We start from the raw sequence: 26779 nt of genomic DNA, 5'->3' as shown, positions 1-26779 counted from the left end.
TATATTTGTTTTTTAAGGTTTTTTTTAATAATATAGCAACATTTCATAAAAATTAAAGAATAAAATTCACTCAAAAATATTAATCAATAATTTAAAAATTTTGGTATAGAAGGAGAAAATAAAATGTCCATAAAAGTAGCAATCAATGGAACAGGTAGAATTGGTTTATGTGTTTGCAAGATTCTTGGAGAAAGAGATGATTTGGAGCTAGTTGCCATCAACACCACAATGCCTATTGATACTTTAATCCATTTACTAAAATACGATTCTATTCACAAAAAAAGCGAAATTACCAAGATTAGCGAAAACCAAATCCGCATTGGAAAACAACAAAATATCCAAATCATCAGTACTAGAAACATTCAAGAAATCAATTTTGGAAATTATGGTGCAGAAATTGTAATAGAATGCACAGGGGCTTTTAATGATATTCACAAAGCCTCTGCACATCTTTATGGTGGAATCAAGCGTGTAGTTATCTCTGCACCAGCCACAGATACACCCACTTTTGTTTATGGTGTCAATCATTTAACCTATAATGGCGAATCTATTATTTCTAATGCAAGTTGCACCACCAATGCTTTAGCTCCCCTCACAAAAGTATTGCATGAAAATTTCAAAATCTTAAGCGGTTTGATGACTACTATCCACAGCTATACAAATGACCAAAATCTTTTAGATTCCAAACACAAAGATTTGCGTCGTGCAAGAGCAGCTGCACTCAATATGATACCCACATCAACGGGTGCTGCAAAAGCAATCGGACTTGTTATGCCAGAACTCAAAGGCAAACTCAATGGATTTGCAGTGCGTGTCCCAACACCAGATGTTAGCCTAGTAGATCTTACTTGTGTGGTAGAGAAAGATGTTACAAAAGAACTCATTAATGAAACCTTCAAAAAAGCTTCAGAAGAATCAATGAAAAATCTTATTTTCATTGATGAAGAAAAGCTTGTATCTAGCGATTTTATCGGCTCTTCGTATAGTTCAATTTTCATTCCTGATTGCACTAATGTAGTCAATAATAATCAAGTTAAAATTGTAGCTTGGTATGACAATGAATGGGGATACTCTACCCGCTTAGTGGATATGACAGCATTTGTAGGTAGAAGTCTTATATGATACACCTCAGCAATACTTATGAAAAATTTATTCCAAAAGATTCTCATCTTTTCTCCAAAGAAAATATAGAATCTTGCTTTCAAAAAATTCTAACCGAAAAAGCAAATGGCACAAGCGGTTATTACAATTTACCCTATGAAGATAACCGGGCTATATTTGATTATATTCACACCAATCAAGCTTTTCTACAAAGCATTAAAACCTTAGTTATTGTCGGAATTGGTGGAAGTTCCCTTGGGACAAAAGCTATTGATGCCCTCCTCTCTCACCAAAACAATCGCAAAAATATCAAAATACGCTTTTTAGAGCACACAGATCCTATTATGATACACAAAGATTTACAACGCGTAAAATGTGAGGAATCGCTTTTTATTGTCATTTCAAAATCTGGATTAACCATCGAAACCACTTCACTTTTTAAATATGTCCTCAAACGCTTTTGTTTATTAGAAACAAAAAACAAAAAACGCCTCATCACAATTACCGATGAAGACTCTCCACTCTTCCAATGGAGCAAGGCAGAAAATATTCAATCTTTTACCATTAAACCAAATATCGGCGGTAGATTCTCTATCTTGAGTGCAGTTGGACTGCTACCCCTTGCAATTTTAGGCTATGATATTTGCAATATTCTAAAGGGCGCGCAAAACATCGCTACTCAGTTTTTCATAGAAAAGAAAAGTGAAATTCTCAAAAAAGCAATTTTCCTAGCCAAAAATGAAACAACCTACCCTATTAATGTGCTTTTTTCTTATAGCAGTGTTTTCAGACATTTTAATTCTTGGTATGTACAGCTTTGGGGAGAATCTCTTGGGAAACTTGATTATCAACAAAACAAAAGAGGCTTAACGCCCATTGCATTAATTGGCAGCATTGATCAACATTCTTTTTTGCAGCTCATTATGCAAGGTCCTCAAAATAAAAGTGTAACTTTTTTGAGCGTTGAAAAACTTTCACAAAAATCACTTTACATACCAAATATTAGTCTAAAAGGACTTGAAGCTACCGATTTTGTCAATAACACCTCGTTTAATAATCTTCTTAAATTGCAATGTGTAGCTACCAAAGAAAGCATTATTGCCCAAAATGTGCCTGTGGATTCCTTGGTTTTAGCTTCCTTATGCGAAGAAAGTGTTGGAGAATTGATTTTTTATTATGAGCTACTCACTTCTTGTGTGGGGGTTTTGTTACAAATAGATACATATAATCAACCCGGGGTTGAATTTGGCAAAAAAATCTTGAGAGAAAAATTTACACATATTTAAATTTTTTTTCACTTTTTTTTCTATTTTATACTTTTATATTTCAAAAAGTCTTATAATATTTCTAAAAAGCAAGGAGTATCTATGAGTCTTATTGAAAACATCAAAGAAAAAGCAAAGTCTTTTTTGCAAACCATTGTTTTGCCTGAAACCAATGATATGCGAACTCTAGAAGTCGCACACACTATCTTAAAAGAAGGCATTGCTAATCTTATTTTAATCGGGGATGAGCTAAGTATCCAAAAACAAGCCAAAAAAGCCAATCTTGACCTTCAAAAAGCAACTTTTATCAATCCTGCATCATGTGATGAATTAGAAGATTATGTAGAACTTTTTGTTAAGCTTAGAGCACACAAAGGCTTGAGTGAAAAATCCGCTAGAACTTTACTTTTGGAAAATCCTCTTTATTTTGGAGTAGCCCTAGTAAAATCCAAAAAAGCCGATGGAATGGTAGCAGGTGCTATCAACTCTACGGCTGATGTCTTAAGAGCTTCTTTGCAAATTTTGGGTACAAAGCAAGATTCCAAACTCGTATCTGCATTTTTCTTAATGGTAGTCCCTAATTGTGAATATGGAGAAAATGGAACTTTTATCTTTGCAGATAGTGGCTTAGTGCAAAACCCAAATGCACAAGAACTTGCTTCCATAGCTATTGATTCTGCTAAAAGCTTCCAAACTCTAGTAGGCAAAGAACCCATTGTCGCTATGCTTTCACATTCTACCAAAGGAAGTGCTAAACACCCTGATGTAGATAAAGTTATAGAAGCCACCAAAATCGCACAAAGTCTAGCACCACAAATAGCCATAGATGGAGAATTTCAATTAGATGCCGCTATTGTCCCAAGTGTAGGAAAGTCCAAAGCCCCAGATAGCAAAATAGCAGGGTATGCTAATGTGCTTGTTTTTCCTGATTTAGATTCTGGAAATATCGGATACAAGCTCACTCAAAGACTTGCAAAAGCTGAAGCTTATGGACCTATTACCCAAGGCATTGCTGCACCTATTAATGATTTATCAAGAGGTTGTAGCAGTGAAGATATTGTTGGTGTTGTTGCCATTACAGCCCTCCAAGCACAACAACAAAAAGAAACAAAAGGAGCATAAATGGACATTTTAGTTATTAATTGCGGAAGTTCATCTCTCAAATATCAACTTATCAATACTGATACCGAGGAGGTTTTGGCTTCTGGGATTTGCGATAGAATAGGTATTGATGGAGGACAATTTAGTTACAAACCAAAAGATGGAGAAAAATCCACACAAAATATTGAAATCAAAGACCATGAAGTTGCAATCAAACTTGTTTTAGGCGCACTCACAAACCCTTTTAATGGCGCAGTGAAATCCCTTGAAACCATCAAAGCCATCGGACATAGAATCGTTCATGGTGGAGAGCATTTTACCCATTCAGCAATTATCACAGAAGAGGTAATTTATAATATTGAGGAATGTGCGGATTTAGCCCCTTTACACAATCCTGCACATTTACTTGGAATCCGAGCCTGTCAGCATTTAATGCCAAATACCCCAATGGTAGCTGTTTTTGATACTGCATTTCACCAAACAATGCCGCCAAAGGCTTTCATCTATGGCTTACCTTATGAATATTATACAAAATATAAAATTCGTCGGTATGGATTCCATGGTACAAGTCATAGCTATGTTTCCAAACGCACAGCGGAGTTTTTGGGCATTCCACTAGAAAATTCAAAAATTATCACTTGTCATTTGGGGAATGGTTCTAGTATTTGTGCTGTTGAAAATGGCAAAAGCATTGATACAAGTATGGGATTAACTCCACTTGAAGGCTTGGTAATGGGGACAAGAAGCGGAGATATTGATCCTGCTGTAATTGATTATATAGCCCAAAAAGAAAATTTAAGCACCAAAGAAATTATGAATATTTTAAATAAAAAATCTGGTGTCTTAGGAATCTCTGGTCTATCAAGTGATTTTAGGGATTTATTAGCAGCTGATGAGAAGGGAGACTTGAAGGCACGTTTTGCAAGAGAAGTTTTTGCTTATCGTGTGGCAAAATACATCGGCTCTTATACAGCCGCATTAACCGGTGTTGATGCAATTTCATTCTGTGCTGGAGTAGGTGAAAATGCGAAATTTATCCGCGGCAAAATTGTCTCTCACTTACAATTCCTAGGCATCACGCTTGATGAAAAAGCAAACTTAGAAACCATAGGAAGAGAAGGTATTATTTCCACTTCTGATTCCAAAGTCAAAGTGTGTGTAATCCCAACTAATGAAGAATTAATGATAGCAAGGGATACAAAAGCCCTCGTAAGCAAAGCCTATAATCTTTAAGATATAGGCTACTTATCCAAATACCTTTTGTCAAAAAGGCTGTTTAAATGCACATTTCCAAGTGCCACTTTCAAAGAGGTAAAAAAATCAGGATTATTCATCTCCATTTCCTTTAGCATTTGCTTTGTCTTTTCTCTAGCAAAAGGTCGCTTATCATCGCTTTGCCACATAATTGGACAATTACAATCTGGTGCGATATAAATATTGTTTTTTGCAATAAAATCAATAATTTGCCTCTCTCGCACAAAAATCAATGGACGAATCACATACAAACCATTTTCTGCTTTATAAATTGGAGGCATAGAACGCAAAGCACCATTATAAGTGAGATTCATCATAAAGCTTTCAGCTGCATCATCCAAATGATGTGCTAATGCAATTTTATTAAATCCACCCTCTAAAGCCTTAGAATACAAAGCCCCTCGTCTCATACGCGAACAAAAACTGCAATATACCGTCCCTTCTCTGCGATTTTCTTCTAAAATCTTATAAATATCTGTGCGATAAAGTTCATAAGGTATCCCCAATTTTTCACAATACTCAAAAATATACTCATATTCACCACCTCTCCCATAATCCACCGTCAAAGCTTTAAATTCAAAATCAAAAGGTGCGTATTTTTTCAATCTTGCCAATAAAGTCGCTAGCAAAATAGAATCTTTCCCTCCGCTCAATCCCAAAAGTATTTTATCGCCCTCTTTGATTAGCCCAAACTCTGCATTTGTGCTTCCTGTGATTCTTAGAATCTTTTTGCTAATTTCTATTTTCTCTTCCATTTTTCTCACTTTAATTCTTCAAATTTATCTGCCAAATTTTCTTTCAAAAATTCCTTCACTTCTTGTTCTAATACTAAATGTTTATCATATTTAATAACCACAACTCTTTCATTCTCATTAATAAACCACTCCAAAATTCCTCTAAGCTCCACCAATTTTTCCAAATCCTCATTTACAATGTTTTCTCTAAGTGGCAAATAAAGATTCTTTTGAAAAGTTGGATTTGCCAAAAACCCTAAAGCCAAAATCCACAAAAATGAAACAACCACAACAAAAAGGCTAATAGAAAGCATTCCAAAATATTCATATAAATGCCCACCTACAAGCGCTCCCACAAATGAACCAAAATATCCAAAAGCAGTAAAAACACCTAAAGCGCTTCCTTTTTGATGTGCCTTGCAATAGCGACTAGCAAGACTTTGCATAATAGGCTCATGCACAGAAAAACCAACAAAAAACACCAAAATTCCAGCGACAAACACCCACAAATTTTGACTAAGCATCAAAAGATATGCCACAACAAAAAACAATATTCCCACCACCAATACACTTTTAAACTTGCCCTTTTTCTCTGCAAAAATCGCCGCAGGTGCTATTGCAATAAGCCCAAGCAAACTTGCAGGAACATACACTTGATACAAATTCTCTTTAGGCATCTCAAAGCCCTTTACAAGTGCAATAGGAATAATCAAAAATGCCAAAGTCATAAAACCTTTTTGCAAGAAATTTGTAAGATTCATAATTTGAAGATTTTTATTTTTTAGAATAAAACTATATTTATCAGAACTAGAAATAAAACTATACTGTATCTTTGGTGCTTCAGGGACAAATAAAAGCAAAATCCCTAAGCTAAGCACCCCCAAAAAACAGGTAATCCAAAATAAACTTGCTACCCCAAAATAAGCACTCAAAATAGGTCCCAAAATCAAAGCAGTTGTAAAACTAAGAGAAATGGTAGCCCCCATTAATGCCATTGCTTTTGTGCGTTTCTCTTCTTTTACCAAATCAGCTATCATTGCACTAACCACTCCCCCAATAGCTCCTGCCCCTTGCAAAAATCTACCCAAAATTAGCATATAAATATCATCACTCATCGCACACACAGCCGAACCAATAATAAAAATAATAAGTCCAAGGGCAATAATGCTTTTGCGTCCAAATTTATCACTTAAAAAACCAAAAGGAATTTGAAACAATACTTGAGTGAGTGCATATCCCCCTATGGCAATCCCAACCAAAATCGGACTCATACCCTCCAAAGATAAGGCATATAAGGATAAAACAGGCATAACAACAAACAAACCAAAAAATCGCCCAGCCAAAATAAGGCTTAGTGGAATAGTTTGTTTGATTAAGGATTCTTTTTTTATCATAGATTCTCCAATTTTTGCTAAAATTCCAAACAAGAAGTTAATTTTATCCAAAATACATTCAACAAGGCAATAATAATGCGTCTAATTTTAGCAACTTCAAACCAAGATAAAATCATAGAAATCCAAGAAATCTACAAACCATTTGAGCAAAATGCTTTAGAAATACTAGCATGGAGCGATTTGTGCGATCCTTTTGAAATCGATGAAAATGGCAAAACATTTCAAGAAAATGCACTAATTAAATCTAAAGCTGTTTTTAATACCCTCCATGCAAAAAATCTACTCTCACAAAATGATATTATACTTTCTGATGATAGTGGAATATGCGTTGATGCACTCGATGGAAAACCCGGAATCCATAGCGCTAGGTATAGCGGTGGAGATTCTAAGGCAAATTTAGAAAAGCTTTTATGTGAAGTAGCCAAACTTCCAAGCCAAACTTCCAAAGCACATTATTGTGCAAGTATAGGAATTAGTAGTTTTTATGGAGATTTTAGCACACATGGATTTATGTATGGCAAGGTGATTGCCAATCAACGCGGCAAAAATGGCTTTGGCTATGATCCAATGTTTATTCCACAAGGTTTCACACAAACACTTGCAGAGCTTACCAAAGAAGAGAAAAATGCCATTTCTCATAGATATATTGCACTCAATAGAGCCAAATATATCTTAAGGGCTTTATTTAAGGCTTTTAAATAATCCTATCCTTTATTGCTCTACTAAAATCTGCATTTTGCCATTTTTTAATTCTACATAAAGCTCTTTGTTTCCATTGGAATAATAGTTTAATGTGCCTTTCAAAAAGGCTTTATAATCTTGATGATAACTAATTTTAAATAATTTCTTGTTTTCTTCATTAGGATAAGGGGAGACATTGATTTTTGTAAATTTAATCTCTTTCTCTTCGCCTTTTTGGAAAATTCTGCGTTTGGTATCCTCAAATGCCTCAAACTTTTGCCCATCATAGCGTATAAAATCCTTATCATAAAACGCTAAATAAGCCTCAATATCATTTTTTGCCCAAGCTTCTTTCCATTGAAATAAATCTGCCAAAATCGTTGCTAAATCTTCCTTTTTGGTTTGTTCCACATCATCAGCAAAAGTAATTAAAAGCGTATTACGATAATCAATTATCCTATCCACCGAAGTTAAAAGATTATTTTCAATTGCAATACAGCCACGCGTATTTAACTCTTCTCTATTTCCATTAAGCGGCATACCATGAATCCAAATTCCATAGCCTGTTCTTTTTTGCAATTTATCATAAAGATTAGGATAAGAAGTGCTAAAAGCCAAAGGTCCATAATATTGATCTAGATTACTCAATCTCGCTTGAAGAGAATAAACACCAATAGGGGTTGCCAAGTCACCTTCTTTTTGTTTATGACCCCCTTTAGACCCCACCAAACTTTTTGTATTTAGCTTTTCTACCCACTGATTATTTTCTAGGGCATAAAGTTTAAGATTTGGGGATTCCAAAGTGGGCGCATCTTTTGTCGCCACAAAGAGGTATTTAAGATTCTCATAATACCCAAAACGCATATCTTGATTTTTTAAAACCTCTTGCCAATAATTTTTTGTTTGCAAAACTTCATTGATTTTTTGCTCTAATGCCTGCACTCCACCGCTACGATAGATTCCAATCCATTCATATTCATTAGCATAACTAAAAATCGCAATTAACAATAACCAAATAATTTTCATCTTTTCTCCATTTTTTAATCTTCGAAATTATAACCGATTTTCTTTAAGCTTTCTTTGTCTTTACTCCAGCTAGAAACCACTTTCACCAAAATTTCCAAATATACTTTTTTTCTCACAAACTGCTCGATTCTCTCTCTTGCATTCTTGCCAATTCGCTTCAATGTTTTGCCCTCTTTGCCAATCACCATAGCCTTTTGACTTTCTTTTTGCACAATAATAGATGCCTTAATATAATCAAGCGTAGCCTTTTCTTTATAAATATTGATTACCACATCACTTTCATAAGGCAACTCATCGCTTAAATTCTCAAAACAAGATTCCCTTATCATTTCTTTTACAATTTCTTTGGTGCTATTTGGGCTTAAAATCTCTGGATCATAATAGTAAGGATTCTTAGGCATTATTTTTGCAAGCTCTTTTGCTACATATTCCAAACTCTTAATATCTTTGCAAGAAATCGGAATGAGTGCTTGATAAGAATCCTGAAATTTTTCATATTCTTTGATTTTTTGGAATAATTTTTCTTTGCTCACACAATCTATTTTAGTGAGCAATAAAAAATGAGGCTTTCCCTTAGCGCTCTCCAAAAAATCTATATAAAAATCTATTTTATCGCTTGCTGGTGCTAAAAAGAGCAAAAAATCACAATCTTGCATTGCCTTCATTGCTTCTTTTAGCATATACTGGTTTAAAAGCTTTTCTTGCTTGTGAATGCCAGGCGTATCTACAAAAACAATTTGCGTTTCCTCAACCATCACAACAAGATTCATACGCTTTCTAGTAGCATTAGCTTTATGCGAAATAAGTGCCAACCTCTCGCCCAAAAGCGTATTTAAAAATGTGCTCTTTCCTGCATTTGGTCTGCCTAAAACCGCTACAAATCCTGCTTTACTTTCCAAAAAACTACCTACAAAATATATCGTGCGACATCGCTATCAGCTACCAAAGTTTCCAGCTTTTCTTTTACTAGAGATTCTGTAATCTCTACTTCTTGTCCCTTATAGTTTTCTGCCTCAAAGCTAATCTCTTCAATCACCTGCTCCACAACCGTATGCAATCGCCTCGCACCAATATCCTCTGTTTTTTCATTAGCTAATTGCGAGTAATGTGCCAAAGCCCTAATTGCCTCATCGCTAAACTTCAAAGAAACTTCTTCTACTGCCATTAATGCTTCATATTGCTTTAAAATCGAATTTTTAGTTTGTGTTAATATCTTATAAAGCACTTCTTCATCAAGGCTATTAAGCTCCACACGCAAAGGGAATCTACCCTGCAATTCCGCAATCAAATCACTAGGCTTGCTCAAACTAAATGCCCCTGCTGCGATAAATAAAATATGGTCTGTCTTAATGCTTCCATATTTTGTATTAACAATACTTCCCTCTACAATAGGCAATAAATCCCTCTGCACTCCTTCTTTGCTAGGATCTTGCCTACCTTGTGAGTTTGAACTAACAGCGACCTTATCTATCTCATCAATAAAGATAATCCCGCTATTCTCTGCCCTCTTTAAACCTTCTTGCTTGATGCTTTCTAAATCCAATAAAGCCTCGCTTGCCTCCACTTTTAAAATCTCTTTTGCTTCCTTAATTGTTACTTCTTTTTTGGGATTATCTTTTGGAGATGCAATAAACACTCTTGCAATTGTCTCTTGCACCTTAGCAAATTCTGCTGGCATATTGCCATCTTCTATTTCAAAAGTGCGTTTTGGAATTTCAATCTCGATTTTAAGATGATCCATTTCTCCATTTTTAACCTTTTGACGCATTTTTTCTGCTGCGTTTTCATATTCTTCTATTTTCTGCTCACTTGCACCTTTAGGAAGTGGAGGGATTAGCTTTTCTACAATTTTATCCAACACATATTTCTCAATCCCTGCTCTATTTTTTTGTCTATGTTCTTCTTTGACTAGATTAATTGAAGCTATCACCAAATCACGCACCATAGATTCTACATCTCTTCCTACAAAACCCACTTCTGTATATTTACTTGCTTCCACTTTGACAAAAGGCAATCCCATCATCTTTGCCATACGCCTTGCAATTTCGGTTTTCCCAACTCCGGTAGAACCAATCATTAAAATATTTTTTGGCATTACCTCTTCTTGAATCTCTTTTGGCAACTGCAAACGACGATAGCGATTCCTAAGTGCAATAGCAACAATCTTTTTTGCATCATTTTGCCCAATAATATATTCATCTAAGTAAACAACAATTTCTTTTGGTGTCATCGCAATATAATTTTCCATTGTCTTCCTATTTTTTAAAGTTCTAAAATTTTGATATTTTGATTAGTATAAATACAAAGCTCACCAGCAATTTTAAGAGATTCTAGCACCAAATCTCGCGGCTCCATATCTCCCTTGCCAAATCTATCCAAAGCCCTTGCAGCAGATAACGCATAATTCCCACCGCTACCAATAGCAGCAATTTTGCCATCTTCAGGCTCTACCACATCTCCTGTTCCACTTAAAATAAAAATTTTTTCTTTATCCAAAACAATCATCATTGCTTCTAAACGCCTCAAATACTTATCTTTACGCCATTCTTTAGAAAACTCCATAACCGACTTTAACAAATCGCCCTTTTTGTTCTCTAAAATCCCCTCAAACATATCAAAAAGCGTAAAAGCATCAGCTGTGCTTCCTGCAAATCCACTTAGAATCTTGCCATGATAAAGCGTCCGAATCTTAGTTGCATTACCCTTTAATACGCAATTTCCAAAGGTTACCTGCCCATCTCCGCCAATCACCGCTCCCTTTTGTGTCTTATAGGCCAAAATTGTAGTTGCTTCAAACATCACAATGCCTCCACATCAATCTTCAAAATAGCATGGATTCCATGTCCAAGCTTCACTTCCACTTCATACATTCCTGTTGATTTAATAGGATTTTTTAGCTCAATAGTTTTTTTATCAATCTCCAAACGATGCTTCTGTACCAACTCTTTTGCAATATCCTCTTTTGTGATTGCACCATAAAGTGAGCCATTTGCACCAACCTTTTGTTGAATCTTTAGAGTAATTGCTTCTATTTTTTTAGCTGCCATTTCCATCAATGCTTGATTTTCAGCGGCTTGTTCAGCTGCTCTTTTTTGTTCGGCTTTATAGCGATTGATAACTTCATTAGTGGCAAAATCTGCCATTTTCTTTGCAATTAAAAAATTTTTTCCATATCCATCTTTTACTTCACAGATTTCACCTTTTTTGCCTAGTCCTTTTACATCTTGTAGCAATAATACTTTCATTAAAATACTCCTATTAATTTTTGGAATTTTAGCATTTTTTGGCAAACATTAAAATAACAACTTTTAATCAAAAATATAATTTTACAAATTTTTAAAAATCAACTTTAAAAATAAAAAAATTTATTAACTTTTAAAGTTTCTAAGAATAAGATAATTTTATAAAAGCTCTAAATCCAAAATCAAAGATAATTTTATAATGCAGCAAAAATACAATTTAACAACTATTATGTTTAGTGCGATTGTTATCATCTCTACACTTTATATAACCCAGCCCATACAGCCTTTATTGATTAATGAATTCCAAATCTCAACCACACAAGTTACGCTTTTTACTTCCGTGATTCTTTTTGCATTAGCCATTGCCCCTATTTTTTATGGATATTTATTAGAAAAATTTGATACAAAGCTTATCTTAATTGCCTCTTTGATGCTACTTGGCGTATTTCAATGCCTTTTAAGTTTTACCCAACAATACAGCACCTTTTTAATCCTTAGAATCTGCGAAGCTTTGATGATTCCAGCAGCTCTTACAGCCACAATGACTTCACTAACACGCATTGATAGCAAAAACAAATACATAGGGCTTTATGTTGCCTCTACCGTTTTTGGAGGGGTTTTATCACGCGTTGGCGGTGGATTTCTCACGACTCTTTTTTCTTGGCGTTTTACTTTCATAGCACTTGGAATCTCAACACTTCTTATTGCCTTTCTTGCATTCAAACTCCCTCACACCAACACCAAAATCCAAAGCAGCAAAATCACTTTTGCCATCATTTTGGATTTCTTGAAAGATAAACGCTTTTTATTGCTTTATAGTGGTGCTTTTTTGATACTCTTTTGTTTTCAAGGCATACTAAACTTTATGCCCCACTACATTACCTCGCTCAACCCCCAAATTACACCTGCACAAATTGGTTTTATGTATTTTGGCTATATTGTGGGAATTATCACTGCAATCTTATCTAAAAAAATCACAAGATTCTTCAAAGGCGAAATCAAAACGATTGCCTTAGGATTCTTTATCTTTGGTGCATCTTGTTGGATGATGCTTTTTGGGGACTTTTGGCAGCTTTTCTTTGCGATTTTCACACTCTGTTTTGGAATGTTTATTATCAACTCTGTGCTTTCCTCTTTTATCAACACTATCTCAAAAAACAAAAAAGGAATCACTAATGGTTTGTATTTGGCTTTTTATTACGCTGGAGGCACACTAGGAACGACATTGCCCACTTATATTTACCATCCATTTGGCTGGAACACTCTTTGCCTACTTTTGGGCGGAATCTTATTTGTAAGTGCGTTGGTTTTTTATCAATCACAAAAACTTTTTTGGCAAGGATAACTAATGGAATGGTTTAAAGAGACTTTCAAAGATATTTTACCTTTAGAGAGCTTTCATATTACAGATTTGCCAAAAGATTCTTGCAATGAAATTTTAGCCATCCTTCTAAGTCTTACACCCAAAACTTTCAATCTCTTTTGGCAATCCCAAACACTCAAAAATATCTGCAAAGAATACCTCTATAATACCACCTATTTTAAAACTATCCAACAAGCACAATACCAAATCCTCTTAACCTTACAAAACCAAAAAGATTCTCAAAAATTACAAGAAATTTTGCAAAATCTTGATTTTATGCGTCATCATAATTTATTAGAAGAATCCCACTACAATAACCTCAAATCATTTCTAACCTCGCACTTTCAAAACCACCCAAACCACCCAACAACCCACCTAGAAAAAACCCCTCAATTACCCAAAAATCTTTTAGAAAATTTTTTTGATGAAAGCCTCAAGATTCTTACCAAAGAATTAAATTCCCTCTCTTCTATTGCCCCAAAAAATATCTTTGAAAATCTCCAAAATCTCATTACCAAAGCACAATCCCAACATTTCTCTATCGGAATCACAGGCGTTTTAAGCTCGGGCAAAAGCACACTTTTAAATGCACTCTTAGAGCAAGAAATCTTAGGTAGCTCAACTATACCAGAAACAGCAAGCCTAACAATCCTCAAATACAGCCCCAAATCTTATGCAAAAATTATTTTTTGGAATCAAGAACAATGGCAAGAATTAAAAAGCACTCTAGATTCAAAATTGCTTGAAAATCTATTAGAAAATCAAGAATTTTCAGATTTTCTTAAAAACTATATCCAAAAGTCAGAACAAAGCCTAGAAATACCGCTACAAGACTTACCAAAATTCACTTCAGCAAACCACCCAAGCAAACTTTGCAATCTTGTCCAAAAAACCATTCTTTTTACTCCCTTAAATTTCCTCAAAAACAAAGTAGAAATCGTCGATACTCCCGGGCTTGATGACCCAATCATCCAAAGAGAAGAAATCACTAAAAATTATCTTACAAAATGTGATTTACTAATCCATGCAATGAATGCTTCCCAAAGTGCCACACAAATTGACTTAGAATTTTTATTAGAAGCACTGCAAACTTCCAATATTTCAAGGCTTCTTATTATTCTCACCCATGCAGATTTACTCACCCAAGAAGAACTCCACCAAGCCCTAAATTACACAAAAGAAAGCATACAAGCCAAGTTCCAACAAAACCTGCCTCCAAGCCAAGCAAAACTTTTCTTAGAGCGTTTAGATTTTATCCACATTGCTAGCTACCCAGCACTTTTGTGCCAAAATAATCCCAAGCAGGCAAAAGAATTAGGCTATACCCTAGAATCTTCTAATTTCAACACCTTTTTAGAATATTTACAAAAAACTTTATTAGGAAATAATAGCACCAAGGCAAAAGACATCATCTACCTTACTGCTCAAGGATTTCATAAAAATATCGAGATTCTCAAAGAATATTTGGATTTGGAGCTAAAATTGCTCTTTAGCACACAAGAAGAAATTGCAATGCTTATCCAAAAAAACAAACAAGAAATCAATGAAGCAAACAAAGAATTTGAAACCCTAAAATTCAACCTCCAAAACACCCAAACACATTTCCAAGAATACCTAAAAAGCACAAAAAACACATTAACACAAAAACTCAATGAAGCTCAAAATGTCCTTATCCAAAGAATCTTTGAAGATATTCTCTATGATTACCAAAAACACTCTTCCCCAAGCAAAGAGAGGATAGAAAGGATTCTCACTCAAGGATTAGAGGATTTTCTAATCGATATTTTAAGGACATATCGTCAAAATCTTGCCCAAAAAATCTCCCAACTCCAAAATACCCTTTTACCCACATTAAAAACGCCACAAATGCAACTCCACAAAAGCACTATTACAAAAACCAAAATACAAATTCTCAATCACCTAAACTCGCTTTCTTTGCATTCTTATAAAAATCAAGAAAACAAACTCAAAGAAGCTTTGCAACAAGCTTTTCAAAATGGTTTTGCTAATTTTGAAAATACCATTTATCACCAAAGTCAAGAAATAGCTTCTGCATTTCTCAATGATCTTAAAACCAGCTTTGAAGAAATAATGCAACAATCTAGTCAAAACCTAGAAACCAAAAAACAAATCCTCCAAAAAAGCCTAGATAAATCCAATTCCACACAAAAACAACACAAAGAATCGCAAATTATGCACTCTATCTCCTCCCTAAAAGAAATTCAAATCTTATTGCAAGAACTCCAAGAATACGCTACAAGGAACAACGATGCTTAAACAATATCTCCAAGAATGCTTAGAAATTTTGGACAAAAATTCCCAAAAAACAGAGCTGCAAAAATTCATTATAGACTGCCAAAACAATCTCAATCCCAATGATTATTCCCAAGATTTTTTTGAATCTCTCCAAAACAAAACCAAAGAACCCATGCAAATTGCAATTATCGGACAATTCTCTAGCGGGAAAAGCACCTTTTTAAACGCTCTTTTGGGGCAAGATATCCTTCCAACAGGTATCACGCCTATCACTTCTAAAGTATGCAAAATTTGCTATGGAGAAGATTTTATCTTAGAAGTCCTCTACAAAGATGGGAACAAAGTTTTGCAAAATATTCATTTTTTAAAACAGCTCACCCGTCAAAACTCAAAAAACATCGATTCTTTATGCCTATATGCTCCCATTTTAATGCTAAAAGAAATCAATTTTTTAGACACGCCGGGCTTTAATTCTCAAAATCACGATGATACCAAAACCACTCTTGATATCCTTAAAAATGTTGATGGCATTATTTGGCTTACACTCATTGATAATGCAGGAAAAAACAGCGAAAAAAAACTATTGCAAGATTTCATCAAACATTATTCCCAAAAAACACTTTGTATCCTCAATCAAAAAGACCGCCTCAAAAATGAAGAAGAAATCCAAACTAGCCTCCAATATGCCAATGAATCTTTTAAAGAAATCTTTAGTCAAATTATCCCCATCTCTGCAAAAATGGCACTCCAAGCACAACTTAATACCCCACAAAAAATGATTGAAACTTTGTTTTCAAATTTCTCTTTTGAAGTCCAAAACTTCATTCACCAAACCTCCACCACCAAAACCGATGAGAATAGTTTTTTGCAAACCCTTGAATCTTCTTACCAAAACTTTAAAAACACCCTAAACACTCAGCTAAACAATTCTCAAAATAGCTATTATAATGATTTAATGCAAAAATCAGGTATGCCTTTGATATTTGATTTTCTCAATCATTCTATCAAACCAAAGGCTAAACTCTCCAAAGAATATTCCGCCCTCAAAAAGCTCAAAGAAATGCACATTTTGCTCCATTATCAATACCACAAGATTTATCAATGCTACACACAGCTTATTCAAATTTTCAAAAACCACCTCACAGACATTACCCTACAACACCACAAACACCAAGAAAATGAACAAAAAAAATTCAATGAACTTTATACCAACCTTGACTTACTTTTAGATTCATTAGCACAATTTATTTTTAATTCCCTAGAGCAAACCCCCACAAATTTCTCCAAACAACAAAAAAGGCTCTTTATACCAAAAACAACCACGCACACAAAAAATATCACCACCCTTCCTTTAGAGAAAATCAAAATTTCTCTACAAAACCCAGATTCACCTATTATTAAAGACTTCAAATCCCTTAGTGCTCAAATCAAAAATTTCTGTAACTTATTTGCAAATACCATGGAAGAATTTTCTACTCTATTACATTTGCAAATCAAGCAATGGCAAAATACCCAAATAGAAAAACAAGAATTTTACAAATACGCACCCAACAATCAAAGCCTAAAAGAACTGCAAAATTTTTCCCAACAATATTATGAAAACCTCTTTGTTGATTTTAGTACCACCAATCAAAAAATCATCTCAAACTTGCAAAGCGAATTAATTTTCCTTAGTAATTTTATTGTCTTTTATTATGACAACGCCATCGAATCCACTCTCAATAAAATTGATTTAAAAATCAAAAATTCCCTAGCAAAACATAGAGAAAATCCAGATTTTCCAATTTTCATTCCAAGCTTAGAAAATATACGCGATTCTTTAAATGAAACTTTTTGTTTTGAACATTTCCAAACCAAACTCTTTGGACCTATGAATCTTCTCAAAAAATCCTATTCGCAGTTTCTCACTCAACTAGAAAAAACCACTCAAGCAAAAATTTCATTAATTAATTCCAAAATTGCAACTCTTAAGATAGAAATAGATAAAATTACAAAAAATTTACACAATATCAAACAATTCAAAAAATGGAACTAAAGTTGCTTTAATATTTAAAATTCAAATATTTAAGCAATCAAAACACCATTAAACAAGGAAGTTTAAAAGATGAAAGTTGAGCTCTTAGAGCCATACATTCAAATTAGCATTGAAAAAGAATCTCGCTTTTTAAAGCGTGCTGTTGATTTTGCCTATAAGCATTTTTCCAAAGCTTATCGACTTTCAAGCTCTGTTTTAATTTTAGATGATGGAGAACGCTACAAAAAAGACTATTTTCTAAACTGGGCTTATCATGTTGCAATGCAAGAAGAAAACAAAAAACACAGTCCAAACTTCCAAACCATCATTGATAGCAGCCACCTTCCAATCCGCATCAAAATGGTAGAAAATAAGGCGGTTTTGGAGCATATTATCGTTTCTTTGCAAATCCTTCATACTAGCAGCTTAAACACCCAAGTTTGTTTGCGCCTCAATCGTCCAAATCGACTTGCAAAACGCTATTTGCAATCCCTTTTTCAAAATTTTCTTATTAGCTACACCAAACAAGAAATTTTTCTTGATTCTAGTAGCCCATATTTTTGGGAAAAACTCGTCTCTATGCTATCCCAAAAAATCATCTACAACATCGTTTTAGATTTTGATTATGAAACATTTAAAACCAATAATACCTTTGAATGTTTTGGGGAATATACAACCAAAGAAGAAAGATTGCTTAAAAAAAGCTATAAGATTCTCGGTTGCAATGATGATGACGACTTTGAAAATGTCAAAAATCGCTATATCGAGCTTGCTAAAATTTACCACCCCGATAATGTCTATGGACAAGATCAAAAAATCATTGAAGGCTATGCTGAAAAATTTCGCATTATTAAAGAAGCCTATGAAAATATCAAAACCAACTTTAAATGTTACATAAGGAGTTAAAAATGGAAGAAAACAACAAAAACATGCAATCCCCAGAAGAACCTATTATCCAACTCAATTTTGATGAGGAAACAAAAAAAAGTCATTTTTGGCTCTTTTTAAGCATTCTTATCACCCTTATCATCGTTATCTTTGGGGTAGGATACTATTTTTTAAACCACAAAAATAGCCAATCTGCAATCCAAAGCCTACAAAACACCTTAGGAATTACCCAAGAAACCACCAACACAGAATACGCCAAAGAAGAAGAAATTAGACGCTTGCAAGAAGCATTAATGCAAAAAGAAAAAGAACTTCTAAACCTTGCACAATCTGTGGAAGGATTAAATATATCTGTGCAAGAAATACAACAAACCAACACCACTAATTTACGCTACACCATAAAACCCAAAAAACAAATTATTGCTGAATGCTTTTCAATGCAAATAGGCAAATGGGATATTCCTCAAGGCTGCCTACTTTCTCTTGCTACTAAAATCGGAAATGAATTAGAAAAAGACAAAAAAGTCGTCGCATTTGAAATACAAGGGATTGTGGATAATAATCCCTACAAAGGACTCTCTCCAGAACTCAAGCAAGAAGGATTAGCGAGTTTTAGAGCATGGAATGCTATTAGAGAAATTAACAAAAAAATTCCTAATGCCACTGCCTTTGAAGGTCCAAGCCTCCAACTCAAAGACAAACGCGGTTATAGAATTAAGGCATATTTTGTAGAGTGAGATATGAAAAATCCAACCATTAACACCCTAGGCGTTATTTTACGCCCCTCTACCCCAGCACTAAAAGAATATTTTTTAGATTTCCAAAGTCTTGCACATTCTTTGGGCTTTGAAGTGATTTTAGATTCTATTAGTGCGGGCATGATTAATATGAATGGACTAAACTTCGAAGAACTCTGCAAACAATGTGATGCACTTGTATCAATAGGCGGTGATGGCACACTTATCTCCACAGCTAGACGCTCTTTTTCACACCAAAAGCCCATTTTAGGAATCAACATGGGGCATTTAGGTTTTTTAACTGATTTACAAAAAGATGAAGTAAGCTCTTTTCTCCCCAATCTCAAAAATGGAGATTATAATATTACCAATCATATGATGCTAGAAGGCAAAATTGACAACCAAACAAGCTTTTTTGCCCTCAATGATATCATCTTAACTCGTCCTCATAATACTTCTATGATACACCTTAAGGCTTATATTGATGAAAATTATTTTAATTCATATTATGGGGATGGGCTAATTATTGCCACACCAACAGGCTCTACTGCTTACAATATTAGTGCAGGCGGTGCTGTTGTTTATCCTTTCTCCCACAATTTACTTCTAACACCAATTTGTGCGCATTCACTCACACAAAGACCCTTGATTTTGCCTTCTACTTTTACTATCAAAGTCGAACTCGGAGAACAAGGGCTTTGCAATATCATCATAGATGGACAAGAAAACAAAACCCTTAAATTCAAACAACAAATCTCTATCGTTGCTCAAAAAAATGGTGCAAAACTAATTCACAATCCTCATTGGGATTATTTCAAAATCCTCAAACAAAAATTCCACTGGGGGGATTACGAATAATGCAAAAAATCCTACTCCAAAAAGTCGTTATCAAAAACTCTCCTGCCTTCAAAGAAGCTTCCTTTGAACCTACCCCTAATTTCAATGTTTTTAGCGGTGCAAGTGGTGCAGGAAAATCCGTTTTGATGGAATCTATTCTTGCGCTTTTTGGATTAAAAGAAAGCAATGCAGAGATTTTAGAAGCCACTTTAGAATTATATGGGATTCCAGAAGAATTAAAAGGATTAATAGATGAAGGCGAGGTAACTTTAACCCTTACTAAAAAGGATAAAATCCGCTATTTTCTCAACGCACAAAATATTCCAAAAAAGAAAATTACAGAAATTTTCGCCCCCTTTTTAAAATACCTAGGCACCAAAACCTATGCTTCTTTCAAAGAAGAAAATCTCTTTTTTGCGCTTGATAATTTCTGTATTGCGCAAAATTCTCAACATCAAAATCTCTTAACTTCCTACCAAAAGGCTTTCAATGCCTATCAAAATGCCAAATCCAACCTCAACAAACTCCAAGAAGAATCCCTAAAAGTCAATGAGCTAAAAGAATTCTTGCAATTTGAAATCCAAAAATTAGAAACCCTCAACCCAAAAAAAGGCGAATATGAAGAGCTTTTGGCACTCAAAAAAGAAATCTCCAAAAAAGAAAAAATCTCCCAAAGCCTCCAAGAAGTCCAAGAGATTCTTAATCACTCTCATAAAATTTCCAATTTTTTAAATCTTATCAATTACGAAAACGATTCTATACTCAACGCTTTTAGTGAATTAGAATCGCTATGCCAACAAGAAAGCGAGCGCTTAAACGAGATAGACAACCTAAATCCCGAAGAAATCTTAAATCGTATCGAGGCTTTAAGCAGCCTAAAACATAGATATGGAGGAATCGATGAAGCCATAGAGGCTTTAAAAAACAAAAAAGAAGAATTGCAAAAATACGAAAATCTTGAAACATTCCTAAAAGAAGCCAAAAACGCTTTTAATCAAAGCCAAAATTCCCTCCAACAAACCGCCAAAGCCCTTTTGGATTCTCGAAATTCACATTTACAAGCCTTCCAGCAATCCCTCAACGCCACTTTAAAAAAACTCAAAATGCCTCCAGCTACCATTACACTCCAAGAATTACCTTTGGATTCTTACAATATTTTAGGCAATGCAAATTTTATTATCACCCTAAATACCGAATTAAAAAATCTTAGTGCTGGTGAATTTAATCGCTTTTTACTAGCCCTACTTCTCACCCAAAGCACGCAAGAAAAAAACCAAGCTATTATTATTTTAGACGAAATTGATGCCAATTTAAGTGGTGAAGAATCTCAAGGGGTAGCAGAAATTCTAAACCAACTCTCTACCAACTATCAAATTTTTGCCATTTCACACCAACCCCATATGCCAAGCCTCTCAAGCTCTCATTTTCTAGTCCAAAAACACCTTGAAGGCTCACAAATCATACCGCTTGATAAAAATGGCAGGATTCAAGAAATTGCACGCATGATAAGCGGAAATAAAATCACAAAAGAGGCATTAGACTTTGCCGCTAAATGTATAGAAAATTTACAATGAATCTTAGCACACTCAAACAATTCTCCACATTTTTAAATGCCACACCCAAGAAACTTCGCTCTATCAAACGCATAGGGGACAATCTCTTTAGGCTTGACATCAATGCAGAGATTTTTTATTTTGATTTAACCAAATCCAAAAGCACTATTTACATTACTGATGAATTGCTCATTTCTCCCAAAATTTACAATGCACCTTTTGATAAAAGTTTGCAAAAGCTTTGCTATAACGCACAAATCAAAGATTCAAAAATTGATGGCGATAACCGAATCTTGCAGCTTTTTTTAGAAACACAAAATAGTTACAAAACCAATCAAGTTATCTTACAAGCTGAATTTACAGGTTGTTATACCAATCTTATTTTACTTACCACAAATTTTATTGTTCTTGATGCACTAAGGCATATTACCCAAGAACAATCTTTCCGCGAAGTAAAAATCGGAAAACCACTACTTCCCCTACCCCAACCATCAAAAAAACCCCTTTTGAAAGAACAAGGGGATTTATTTGAGATTCTCAAAGCAAACTTCTTAGACCTCAAAACAAAGACGCTCCAACAAAAAATCATCAAATCAAGCACACAAATTAACCACAAAATCAAACAATTACAACATTTCTTAGAATCACTAGAAGACAAAAAGGTATTAGAAACCAACGCCAAACAAGAATCCTTATTTGGCAAACTCATTTTACAAAATCTCTATCTTCACCCAAACTTCAAAGGCAAAGAAATTACACTAGAAAATACCACAATCACTCTGCCTAGCAAAGCAACTTCTCTAAGCCACGCCGCACAAATCTTTTTTGAAAATTCCAAAAAACTTAGCAAAAAAGCACAGAATATTCACCTCCAAGAAGAAAACTTGCAAGAAAGAATTGCATTTTATACTAGCCTCTTAAAAATGGTTCAAAATGTAACAAATCTAAACGATTTGCAAATTTTAGATTCACACTCCCAAAAAGAAAACAAAAACAAAACCTCTAAAAGCTTTGAAAACTTCTTTATTGAAGGCTTCAAAGTTTCTATCGGGAAAAACCAAAGGGAAAATATCGCTTTACTCAAAGAAGCAAAAGCCGATGATATATGGATGCATATCCGCAATATTCCAAGCTCACATTTAATCATTCATTGTGGAAAAAATAAAATTCCAGAAATAATTTTACAAAAAGCTGCTAAGATTCTTGTAGGCTTTCTTAAAAGCTTTAATGGAAATTATGAAGTGGATTATACAAAAAGGAAATTTGTAAAAATCACGCAAGGCGCTAATGTTACTTATGCTAAGGAACAAACGCTACAAATAGCAAAAAATTAAGGGGATAAAATGGCAGTTTCTCCAATTAGCAATGTTAATTACATCAATCAAAACTCGCAAGTTAGCTCTGTCCAACAAGCCAATGCGCAAGTTAAGCTCGACTTTCAAACTATGGTTAATCTCCAAGAAATGCAAGATAGACAAGAAGAGATTCAAGAAGTGCGACCAACAGAAGAAACACTCAAAACAGATGAGGATAAAGAAGGCAATGGCAAACGCGAACAAGAAGGAAATCAAAACCAAAATCAAAAAAAATCCCAAAAAGATTCACAAGATGAAATACAACTAGGGGAAGATGGGACAATCCAACATTTAAATATTTCTGTTTAATCCATTTTTTTATTTTTATAATGTAAAATTGTCGCGTGACTTTTTAGGTCCAAAATATCAAAAAAGGAAAAATATGTTTAAACTACGAGAATTACCATTTAATGAAATCCAAGACTTTATTAGCAAAGAAACCTGTGAATTCCATTATGGAAAACATCATCAAACTTATGTTAATAACCTAAACAATCTCATTAAAGGCACAGAATTTGAAAATTCATCTTTATTTGAAATTGTGACCAAATCTCAAGGCGGAATCTTCAATAACGCTGCTCAAGTTTATAATCACGATTTTTATTGGGATTGCATTGCACCAAAAGAAACTCCATTGAGTACTGAATTGCAAGAAGCCATCAATGATAGCTTTGGAAGTTTTGAAAAATTCAAAGAATCTTATTTGCAAGCCGCTACTACACTTTTTGGCTCTGGTTGGTGCTGGGTTGTTTATAATCCAAACTCCAAAAAACTAGAAATCACTCAAACAAGCAACGCACAAACTCCGATTACTCAAGGATTAATTCCTGTATTAGTTGTTGATGTTTGGGAACATGCTTATTATGTAGATTACAGAAATGCTAGACCTAGCTATTTAGAAAAATTCTTTAATCATATCCATTGGGATTTTGCTTCAAAATCTCTTGAATGGGCAAAAAAAGAAGGTTTAAATTCTGTTAATTTTTATATGAATTCCCTTCATTCATAGAACAAGCAGCCTTTTTGGCTGTTTTCTACCACTTTAAAATAATTTTCAACTTCTTTTCATTATAATTTTGATTTTATGAGGGAGTAGTAAGCAAGGCAACTTGTGGCAAACCAACATACTGATGAATTTTCATCTGGTTTTGTCTTAAATTATGAGACTCATATATAACTAAATATAGCTATATATGAATCTCTTTTTGTCTTAAATTTAGCTTCATATATGGCACAAAGGAGCTAAATTGTTTCACAATACACCCTTAGAAGAACTTATTTCAAAATATCATAGCAATCAAGAGCTAGGATTAACCTCCCAACAAGTTTTAGAAAATCAAGCCAACTTTGGTGCGAATGTTTTTGAAAAATCCCCTCCTCCACCTTTTTTAAAACAACTCATTGAAGCACTCAAAGAACCTATGGTTTTACTTTTGATTTTTGCAGCCTTTTTGGCTTTAGGTATCAATACCTATGAATACCTCTATCACCAAAAAGCTAATTTTTTGGAATGTGCTGGTATATTTATTGCAATTTTTCTCTCTGTGGCTATCACTCTTATAATGGAAAATCGTAGCCAAAAGGCTTTTGAAGCTCTCAATGCCATCACGCAAGATAATAAAATAAAGGTTTTAAGAAATGGAGAGATTCAACTCATTACGCAAGAAAATATCGTTGCAGGCGATATTGTATTTTTAGAAACAGGCAATAAAATCCCCTGTGATTGCAGGATTCTAAACTCTCAAAGTCTAATGTGCAATGAATCAAGCTTAACTGGCGAAAGTATGCCAAATACCAAAAGTGCTATTTTATCCCATCAAGATTCTAGCAACACTTATGAAAATATGCTTTATAGCGGCTGTTTTATCACACAAGGCAATGCAAAGGCACTTTGTGTTGCTACTGGCAACAATACAGAGTTTGGAAAAATCGCCAAAGCCCTTGATAGCTCCATAAAAACCACAACCCCACTACAAGAAAAACTCCAAAAATTAAGCAGTAAAATTACTATTTTTGGAGCAAGTGCTGCCTTTTTGGCTTTTATTATTCAAGTGTGTTTTTTTATTTTTAGAGATAATGCAGGCTTTGAAAACATTGCTCAAGCCTTTATTTCTAGCATTGTATTAATTGTAGCTTCCGTACCAGAAGGTTTGCCAACTATTGTAGCAATTTCTCTAGCACTCAATATCATCAAAATGTCCAAACAAAATGCGTTAGTCAAAAAACTTATCGCTTGTGAAACCATTGGTTGTGTTAATATTATCTGTTCGGATAAAACCGGGACACTCACACAAAATCAAATGAGTGTGGAATATTCTTTTATTCAAGATAGGATTATTGAGGTTAAAGAATCCTACACAGCCCTTCAATCTAGCCCCATCAAAGATTCATCATTCTTTTTACTCCACAATGCTGCATTAAATTCCACAGCAGATATTACAAAAAAGGACAATTCTTACAATTTCATTGGGAATCCAACAGAATGTGCGCTTCTAGTATGGGGCGATAAAATAGGATTTGACTACCACAAAATAAGAAAAAATTTCCAAATTCTCCATTCTTTCCCCTTTTCATCACAAACCAAAAATATGACAAGTATCGCACAAATCCAAGATAAGATGATTTGCTTTAGCAAAGGCTCTCCTGAAAAAATCCTTGATATTTGCTCTATGATGCCCTGCCAAGATGTGCAAAAAATCCACAAACAAATTCTCTATTATCAAAGTTTAGCTTATCGCGTGATTGCATTTGCACACAAAGAATTGCCTAGCAATACAAACCTGCAAGATAGAGATTTCTTAGAGAGCCAAATGGTTTTTGATGGTTTTGTGGCTATTGCTGACCCATTAAGAGAAGAAGTCTATGAGGCGATTCAAGATTGCAAAAATGCAGGCATTGATATTAAAATCTTAACTGGCGACAATCTAACAACTGCCAAAGCTATTGGCAATCAACTCCATTTATTAGATGATCATTCAATCATACTTGAAGCAAGCCAACTAGAAAATTTAAGCCAACAAGAGCTATTAAAAATACTACCAAAAGTCAAAATCATTGCCCGCTCCACTCCGCATACCAAAATGCAAATCGTCAATGCCCTAAAATCTCAAGGAAATGTTGTAGCTCTAACAGGAGATGGTATCAATGATGCTCCAGCACTCAAAAATGCAGATGTTGGAATAGCTATGGGAATTAGCGGGACAGAAGTCTCCAAAGAAGCTAGTGATATTGTACTATTAAATGATAGTTTTGCAACCATTGTCAAAGCCATTGAATGGGGGCGAGGAATCTACCAAAATTTTCAAAGATTCATACAATTCCAACTCACCGTCAATCTCTCCTCTGTTATTATCGTCTTAAGTGCTGTCATTATGGGATTTACTGCTCCATTTAGCGCTTTACAACTTTTATGGGTGAATCTCATTATGGATGGACCACCTGCTCTAACTTTAGGTTTAGAGCCAATTTCTAAAAATCTTTTGAAACAAAAGCCTATCCAAAGGAATGCAAATATCATTACCAAAAATATGCTAAGCCTTATCATTATCAATGGTATTTTTATAGCCTTTATGTGCCTTTTGCAATATTTTACGAACTTTTTGGGTGCAAAAGAAGAAGAAAAAACTTCTGTGCTTTTCACTTTATTTGTTGTTTTTCAACTTTTCAATGCCTTTAATGCAAGAGAGTTAAACAACCAAAGTATTTTCAAAAATTTTGCAAGCAATCATCTTATGCTTGGAGTTTTTATCATCACTTTTGCCTTGCAAGTTTTAATTGTAGAATTTGGGGGCGAAGCATTCCAAACAACACCACTAAGCCTTGAAATGTGGGGAAAAATATTGTTTGTTGGCTTTAGTGTTATTATTATCGGGGAGCTAATGCGTTTTATTTTAAATAAGATAAAATGACGCTTTAAATACAAAATCCCTCAAGCAACTTCCAAAGAAAATTAATCAAATTTCTTTGGAACTACTCTTA

23 protein-coding genes are annotated in these 26779 nt (G+C 34.3%); 16 read left to right on the top strand and 7 right to left on the bottom strand.

Translation table 11 applies throughout. From position 1 onward, the window contains the following. The first annotated feature begins 123 nt into the window (after positions 1-123). The 4 genes from gap (at position 124) to EL247_RS03245 (ending at position 4700) form a co-directional block, all read left to right on the top strand. A complete protein-coding gene (gene gap / locus EL247_RS03260; RefSeq protein WP_005023281.1) occupies positions 124-1122 on the top strand; it encodes a type I glyceraldehyde-3-phosphate dehydrogenase in 999 nt (332 codons plus the stop codon). After that, the gene (locus EL247_RS03255) at positions 1119-2387 is read left to right on the top strand and encodes a glucose-6-phosphate isomerase (protein WP_104745681.1); all 1269 of its coding nucleotides are present in this window, start codon (positions 1119-1121) and stop codon (positions 2385-2387) included. The genes gap and EL247_RS03255 overlap by 4 nt, the downstream gene beginning before the upstream one ends. Before the next feature lie 81 nt (positions 2388-2468). After that, positions 2469-3488 carry a phosphate acetyltransferase gene (gene pta / locus EL247_RS03250; RefSeq protein WP_126442000.1) on the top strand — a complete coding sequence of 340 codons (1020 nt, stop codon included), beginning with the start codon at positions 2469-2471 and terminating at the stop codon, positions 3486-3488. After that, on the top strand, positions 3489-4700 hold the full coding sequence (locus EL247_RS03245; RefSeq protein ID WP_005023287.1) for an acetate/propionate family kinase: 1212 nt from the start codon (positions 3489-3491) through the stop codon (positions 4698-4700). It begins immediately after the preceding gene. 8 nt (positions 4701-4708) lie between these two features. Here the strand turns inward: EL247_RS03245 and EL247_RS03240 are convergent, their stop codons facing one another. Both EL247_RS03240 and EL247_RS03235 read right to left on the bottom strand, forming a co-directional pair. After that, positions 4709-5476, bottom strand: coding sequence for a tRNA 2-thiocytidine biosynthesis TtcA family protein (locus EL247_RS03240; protein ID WP_054195691.1), 768 nt, complete (start codon positions 5474-5476; stop codon positions 4709-4711). 5 nt (positions 5477-5481) lie between these two features. Further along, a complete protein-coding gene (locus tag EL247_RS03235; RefSeq protein WP_172594045.1) occupies positions 5482-6849 on the bottom strand; it encodes an MFS transporter in 1368 nt (455 codons plus the stop codon). 75 nt (positions 6850-6924) lie between these two features. Here EL247_RS03235 and rdgB point away from each other — a divergent pair, with 75 nt between their 5' ends. Beyond that, positions 6925-7551, top strand: a complete 627-nt coding sequence (gene rdgB, locus EL247_RS03230; RefSeq protein ID WP_060661867.1) for an RdgB/HAM1 family non-canonical purine NTP pyrophosphatase — start codon at positions 6925-6927, stop codon at positions 7549-7551. A gap of 9 nt (positions 7552-7560) precedes the next feature. Here rdgB and EL247_RS03225 read toward each other — a convergent pair whose 3' ends face one another. From EL247_RS03225 to rplI, 5 genes are read right to left on the bottom strand one after another with little or no spacing between them, the layout of a single operon-like run. Next, positions 7561-8556 carry a L,D-transpeptidase family protein gene (locus EL247_RS03225; protein WP_126441999.1) on the bottom strand — a complete coding sequence of 332 codons (996 nt, stop codon included), beginning with the start codon at positions 8554-8556 and terminating at the stop codon, positions 7561-7563. Between the two features lie 14 nt (positions 8557-8570). Further along, positions 8571-9455 carry a GTPase Era gene (gene era, locus EL247_RS03220; RefSeq protein WP_126441998.1) on the bottom strand — a complete coding sequence of 295 codons (885 nt, stop codon included), beginning with the start codon at positions 9453-9455 and terminating at the stop codon, positions 8571-8573. 8 nt (positions 9456-9463) lie between these two features. Further along, complete coding sequence (gene hslU, locus EL247_RS03215; RefSeq protein ID WP_126442212.1) at positions 9464-10786, bottom strand: HslU--HslV peptidase ATPase subunit; 1323 nt, start codon at positions 10784-10786, stop codon at positions 9464-9466. A 32-nt stretch (positions 10787-10818) separates the two neighbouring features. Further along, positions 10819-11355 (bottom strand): ATP-dependent protease subunit HslV, encoded by a 537-nt coding sequence (gene hslV, locus EL247_RS03210; RefSeq protein WP_054195687.1) that lies wholly within the window; start codon positions 11353-11355, stop codon positions 10819-10821. Next, complete coding sequence (gene rplI, locus EL247_RS03205) at positions 11355-11801, bottom strand: 50S ribosomal protein L9 (protein ID WP_126441997.1); 447 nt, start codon at positions 11799-11801, stop codon at positions 11355-11357. Before rplI ends, hslV begins: the two co-directional genes overlap by 1 nt. A 196-nt stretch (positions 11802-11997) precedes the next feature. On the opposite strand from rplI, the gene EL247_RS03200 reads away from it, so the two are divergent. The 11 genes from EL247_RS03200 to EL247_RS03150 all read left to right on the top strand — a co-directional run bounded on the left by EL247_RS03200 (position 11998) and on the right by EL247_RS03150 (position 26709). Next, positions 11998-13143: an MFS transporter gene (locus tag EL247_RS03200; protein ID WP_005023305.1), complete on the top strand. Its 1146-nt coding sequence runs from the start codon at positions 11998-12000 to the stop codon at positions 13141-13143. A 3-nt stretch (positions 13144-13146) separates the two neighbouring features. Continuing rightward, positions 13147-15438, top strand: a complete 2292-nt coding sequence (locus EL247_RS03195; RefSeq protein ID WP_126441996.1) for a dynamin family protein — start codon at positions 13147-13149, stop codon at positions 15436-15438. Beyond that, positions 15431-17452, top strand: a complete 2022-nt coding sequence (locus EL247_RS03190) for a dynamin family protein (RefSeq protein ID WP_126441995.1) — start codon at positions 15431-15433, stop codon at positions 17450-17452. The genes EL247_RS03195 and EL247_RS03190 overlap by 8 nt, the downstream gene beginning before the upstream one ends. Before the next feature lie 69 nt (positions 17453-17521). Next, positions 17522-18337 (top strand): J domain-containing protein, encoded by an 816-nt coding sequence (locus tag EL247_RS03185; protein WP_060663387.1) that lies wholly within the window; start codon positions 17522-17524, stop codon positions 18335-18337. Positions 18338-18339: 2 nt separating this feature from the next. Next, positions 18340-19056, top strand: coding sequence for a hypothetical protein (locus EL247_RS03180; protein WP_126441994.1), 717 nt, complete (start codon positions 18340-18342; stop codon positions 19054-19056). A gap of 3 nt (positions 19057-19059) precedes the next feature. Next, entirely contained in the window at positions 19060-19914 is an 855-nt protein-coding gene (locus tag EL247_RS03175) for an NAD(+)/NADH kinase (protein ID WP_060661873.1), read from the top strand. Next, complete coding sequence (locus EL247_RS03170) at positions 19914-21467, top strand: DNA repair protein RecN (protein ID WP_126441993.1); 1554 nt, start codon at positions 19914-19916, stop codon at positions 21465-21467. The genes EL247_RS03175 and EL247_RS03170 overlap by 1 nt, the downstream gene beginning before the upstream one ends. Then, positions 21446-22780, top strand: coding sequence for an NFACT family protein (locus EL247_RS03165; RefSeq protein WP_060661875.1), 1335 nt, complete (start codon positions 21446-21448; stop codon positions 22778-22780). The genes EL247_RS03170 and EL247_RS03165 overlap by 22 nt, the downstream gene beginning before the upstream one ends. Positions 22781-22789: 9 nt before the next feature. Beyond that, the gene (locus EL247_RS03160; protein ID WP_060663390.1) at positions 22790-23110 is read left to right on the top strand and encodes a hypothetical protein; all 321 of its coding nucleotides are present in this window, start codon (positions 22790-22792) and stop codon (positions 23108-23110) included. A 73-nt stretch (positions 23111-23183) separates the two neighbouring features. After that, positions 23184-23810 carry a superoxide dismutase gene (locus tag EL247_RS03155; RefSeq protein WP_126441992.1) on the top strand — a complete coding sequence of 209 codons (627 nt, stop codon included), beginning with the start codon at positions 23184-23186 and terminating at the stop codon, positions 23808-23810. Between the two features lie 238 nt (positions 23811-24048). Further along, the gene (locus EL247_RS03150) at positions 24049-26709 is read left to right on the top strand and encodes a calcium-translocating P-type ATPase, PMCA-type (protein ID WP_126441991.1); all 2661 of its coding nucleotides are present in this window, start codon (positions 24049-24051) and stop codon (positions 26707-26709) included. Positions 26710-26779 lie beyond the last annotated feature (70 nt).

This window comes from Helicobacter pullorum, assembly GCF_900638355.1.
Classification (GTDB): domain Bacteria; phylum Campylobacterota; class Campylobacteria; order Campylobacterales; family Helicobacteraceae; genus Helicobacter_D; species Helicobacter_D pullorum.
The sequence above is the reverse complement of the archived record's forward strand: the minus strand, read 5'-3'. Positions and strand labels throughout refer to the sequence as shown.

Coding starts and splice junctions, on each gene's coding strand:
- EL247_RS03175 (WP_060661873.1), top strand. CDS start 19,060: ATGAAAAATCCAACCATTAACACCCTAGGCGTTATTTTACGCCCCTCT.
- EL247_RS03160 (WP_060663390.1), top strand. CDS start 22,790: ATGGCAGTTTCTCCAATTAGCAATGTTAATTACATCAATCAAAACTCG.
- hslV (WP_054195687.1), bottom strand. CDS start 11,355: ATGTTTGAAGCAACTACAATTTTGGCCTATAAGACACAAAAGGGAGCG.
- EL247_RS03180 (WP_126441994.1), top strand. CDS start 18,340: ATGGAAGAAAACAACAAAAACATGCAATCCCCAGAAGAACCTATTATC.
- EL247_RS03170 (WP_126441993.1), top strand. CDS start 19,914: ATGCAAAAAATCCTACTCCAAAAAGTCGTTATCAAAAACTCTCCTGCC.
- EL247_RS03240 (WP_054195691.1), bottom strand. CDS start 5,476: ATGGAAGAGAAAATAGAAATTAGCAAAAAGATTCTAAGAATCACAGGA.
- EL247_RS03255 (WP_104745681.1), top strand. CDS start 1,119: ATGATACACCTCAGCAATACTTATGAAAAATTTATTCCAAAAGATTCT.
- EL247_RS03155 (WP_126441992.1), top strand. CDS start 23,184: ATGTTTAAACTACGAGAATTACCATTTAATGAAATCCAAGACTTTATT.
- EL247_RS03200 (WP_005023305.1), top strand. CDS start 11,998: ATGCAGCAAAAATACAATTTAACAACTATTATGTTTAGTGCGATTGTT.
- pta (WP_126442000.1), top strand. CDS start 2,469: ATGAGTCTTATTGAAAACATCAAAGAAAAAGCAAAGTCTTTTTTGCAA.
- rplI (WP_126441997.1), bottom strand. CDS start 11,801: ATGAAAGTATTATTGCTACAAGATGTAAAAGGACTAGGCAAAAAAGGT.
- hslU (WP_126442212.1), bottom strand. CDS start 10,786: ATGACACCAAAAGAAATTGTTGTTTACTTAGATGAATATATTATTGGG.
- EL247_RS03190 (WP_126441995.1), top strand. CDS start 15,431: ATGCTTAAACAATATCTCCAAGAATGCTTAGAAATTTTGGACAAAAAT.
- EL247_RS03245 (WP_005023287.1), top strand. CDS start 3,489: ATGGACATTTTAGTTATTAATTGCGGAAGTTCATCTCTCAAATATCAA.
- EL247_RS03195 (WP_126441996.1), top strand. CDS start 13,147: ATGGAATGGTTTAAAGAGACTTTCAAAGATATTTTACCTTTAGAGAGC.
- EL247_RS03185 (WP_060663387.1), top strand. CDS start 17,522: ATGAAAGTTGAGCTCTTAGAGCCATACATTCAAATTAGCATTGAAAAA.
- rdgB (WP_060661867.1), top strand. CDS start 6,925: ATGCGTCTAATTTTAGCAACTTCAAACCAAGATAAAATCATAGAAATC.
- EL247_RS03165 (WP_060661875.1), top strand. CDS start 21,446: ATGTATAGAAAATTTACAATGAATCTTAGCACACTCAAACAATTCTCC.
- EL247_RS03235 (WP_172594045.1), bottom strand. CDS start 6,849: ATGATAAAAAAAGAATCCTTAATCAAACAAACTATTCCACTAAGCCTT.
- EL247_RS03225 (WP_126441999.1), bottom strand. CDS start 8,556: ATGAAAATTATTTGGTTATTGTTAATTGCGATTTTTAGTTATGCTAAT.
- gap (WP_005023281.1), top strand. CDS start 124: ATGTCCATAAAAGTAGCAATCAATGGAACAGGTAGAATTGGTTTATGT.